Source organism: Endozoicomonas sp. Z74, assembly GCF_057680865.1.
In genome coordinates, this window is record NZ_JBLYZI010000210.1 from 1 (window position 1) to 2,280 (window position 2,280).

Genomic DNA, 2,280 nt, shown 5'->3' on the forward strand with positions numbered 1-2,280 from the left:
AAGTACCTACATTGACTTGGTTTCTCCACACCATTGCAAAAGTGGGTGGCTGGTGTGATTCAAAACGTACAGGCATACCTGGATGGCTGGTCGTATGGAAAGGCTGGGCAAAACTACAAGACCGCCTCCACACCTACCGAATGACAAGAGGTGTGGAGATGTGACTAAGAGACAGCCCTCTGGGAGGGGTGTTTGGGTGAGGGCAAATGTCAGCAAACTCACCCTCCAGAAGATGTGCATTTCTGTCTGTAAGTCAGGCCATGATGGTCACGGAAACATCGGCATCGCCACTGCTGACCGGGCTGGATGTGACCATAAAGCTTGGCCGGTTATCGTTGGAGCGATAGGTGTAGAAGGGATACTTCATATCCTTATTGCTCTTTTCTCCCGATAGGTCTTCAGCGCCCGAACCCGACGCTGAAATCATGCGCAGTCGAATCTGCCCTGAATAGCCGTCGGTGGTGGAGTCGATGAATTTCACTTCCAGGGAGACTTGATAAGAGCCATCGCCAATGGTCATGACGATGCTTGGCCCTTTGTCCTTATTAGCGCTGCCCGAATAGCTGCGGGTGCCAAGTTCAATGGTGGCGCTTTCTCCTGCACAGACGGCAGGGGCTTTCAGAGTCGCGTTATCAACATTGATTAATTCGCGAATAATGAAGGTGTAAGGGGTAAAGTTGTTGAGCGTGACTGACAGGTTGTGGGTGTCAGAGCTCTTGCGTTTCATATTCCGGCCGCCAAGGGCCAGGTTGACACCCGCGGTCACCAGGCTTGCTACCGCCCCGATTGGGCCAAAAGCTCCGAGGGTACGGCTATAGCTTTCCTCTTCGGTGTCCATACGGTTGAGGTGTGCCCAGACCCGCTTGCCGGCTTCCATGGCCGCTTCTGGGCCATCGGCATAGGTCATCACTCCGGGGTTTGAGCTTTGTTCATTGGTTGACATGGCTCTGCTCCTTTATTCTTTTCCGGTTTGACTGGGTTAAACCTGAAGCCAGGGGGTGATGGTAATACCCACTGCGTGGGCGTTTAAAACCGAACCGACCACCGAGACGCCAAAGGAAGGCTCATCGTTGTCTCCCACATAGGCTGCATAGGTGAGAGAAGTATGGCTGGCTGAGTCTGATTGTTCGCTACGGTCGAAATACGCATGTTCGCCATTGGCAGTGATGCTATAGGGCGAAATTTCACCGTGATCGGTTTTGGTGATGTGAATGGAGCAGGGGGTGGATAATTCGTTTTGCCCACAGACGGCAAAGTCCAGATAAACATCCACATTGCCATCAAATGCCGTATTGATATTGAAATCCACATTTGAGTTTTGTTTGGGCGTGATGATGTCCAGATTTGCGGTGGCGTAAAAATCGCCATTACAGCGTGTCCGATAGGGAACGATCACATGCTCTGAATCATTTTTGATGGAAAAAGAGAGTGTGTTCTGGTCGCCGGAAGGTTTTTTTATTGCACTCAAAATCATTCCCAGGGAGCCTATGGCATCGGCTACACTGGAAACTTTATCACTGTTACTGACGTTCTCTCTGCTTTGCAGAGTGTCCCCGTTACTGGAGACTTTCTGATAAATACGGGATAGCTCAACGGCCGCCTGGTCGCAGGGAAGTGAGTAAATCATTATTATACTCCTGTATTCAGGGTCAGGTGACATCACCCTGGGTCATCCTAACGACTCTTGCAGATCGATTCATTAGCGACAATTGATGTTTACTTTATCTTTGAATAAGTTGAACGGTTTTTCCTCTATGATTGAAGGAAAGTCCGGAGTTGGCTGATTTATTATTCAATCATGGCCCATTCATCCAGCTCTATGACAGTGCGATCCGGATCCCGGATAAAGATGGCTGAGAGGGTTTTAAAGGTAAACGAGCCGGTGATTTCAATGTTGTTTTGTTCCATCAGAGCCCGGGCCTGATCAAGAGACTGGACCGTCAAGGCAATGTGGGTGATTCCGGTGTGTTTTTTCGGGGTATCCATAAGGATATTGCCACTTTCCTCTCCGTTGGCAGGGCCCAGAAGGTTGATCACAACCCCGCCGGGATGCTCCATAATAACCGGGTGTCCGGGCGCTGTTCAAATTAAATGTTGCTAACATGGTCTATACTCCCTGAGCATGAGAATTGTCGTGTAAAGTGGAGTTCCAGCCATGAAACCTCAGCAATTCCAAGACATCCTGAAGTCCATACCCATGATGTCCCCAGAGCAGATCGGTGTCCTCCATAAAACTCTGCCGCCCTCACCCATTGCCGGTGATGCACAAGGTATTTCCGG

General features: G+C 50.0%; 3 protein-coding genes. All 3 read right to left on the minus strand.

All coding sequences use genetic code 11. From position 1 onward, the window contains the following. Positions 1-253: 253 nt before the first annotated feature. Complete coding sequence (locus ACNRUY_RS26250; protein ID WP_488114619.1) at positions 254-943, minus strand: hypothetical protein; 690 nt, start codon at positions 941-943, stop codon at positions 254-256. A 36-nt stretch (positions 944-979) separates the two neighbouring features. Then, entirely contained in the window at positions 980-1,627 is a 648-nt protein-coding gene (locus ACNRUY_RS26255) for a hypothetical protein (RefSeq protein ID WP_488114620.1), read from the minus strand. 161 nt (positions 1,628-1,788) lie between these two features. Next, positions 1,789-2,058, minus strand: coding sequence for a VOC family protein (locus tag ACNRUY_RS26260; protein ID WP_488114621.1), 270 nt, complete (start codon positions 2,056-2,058; stop codon positions 1,789-1,791). Positions 2,059-2,280 lie beyond the last annotated feature (222 nt).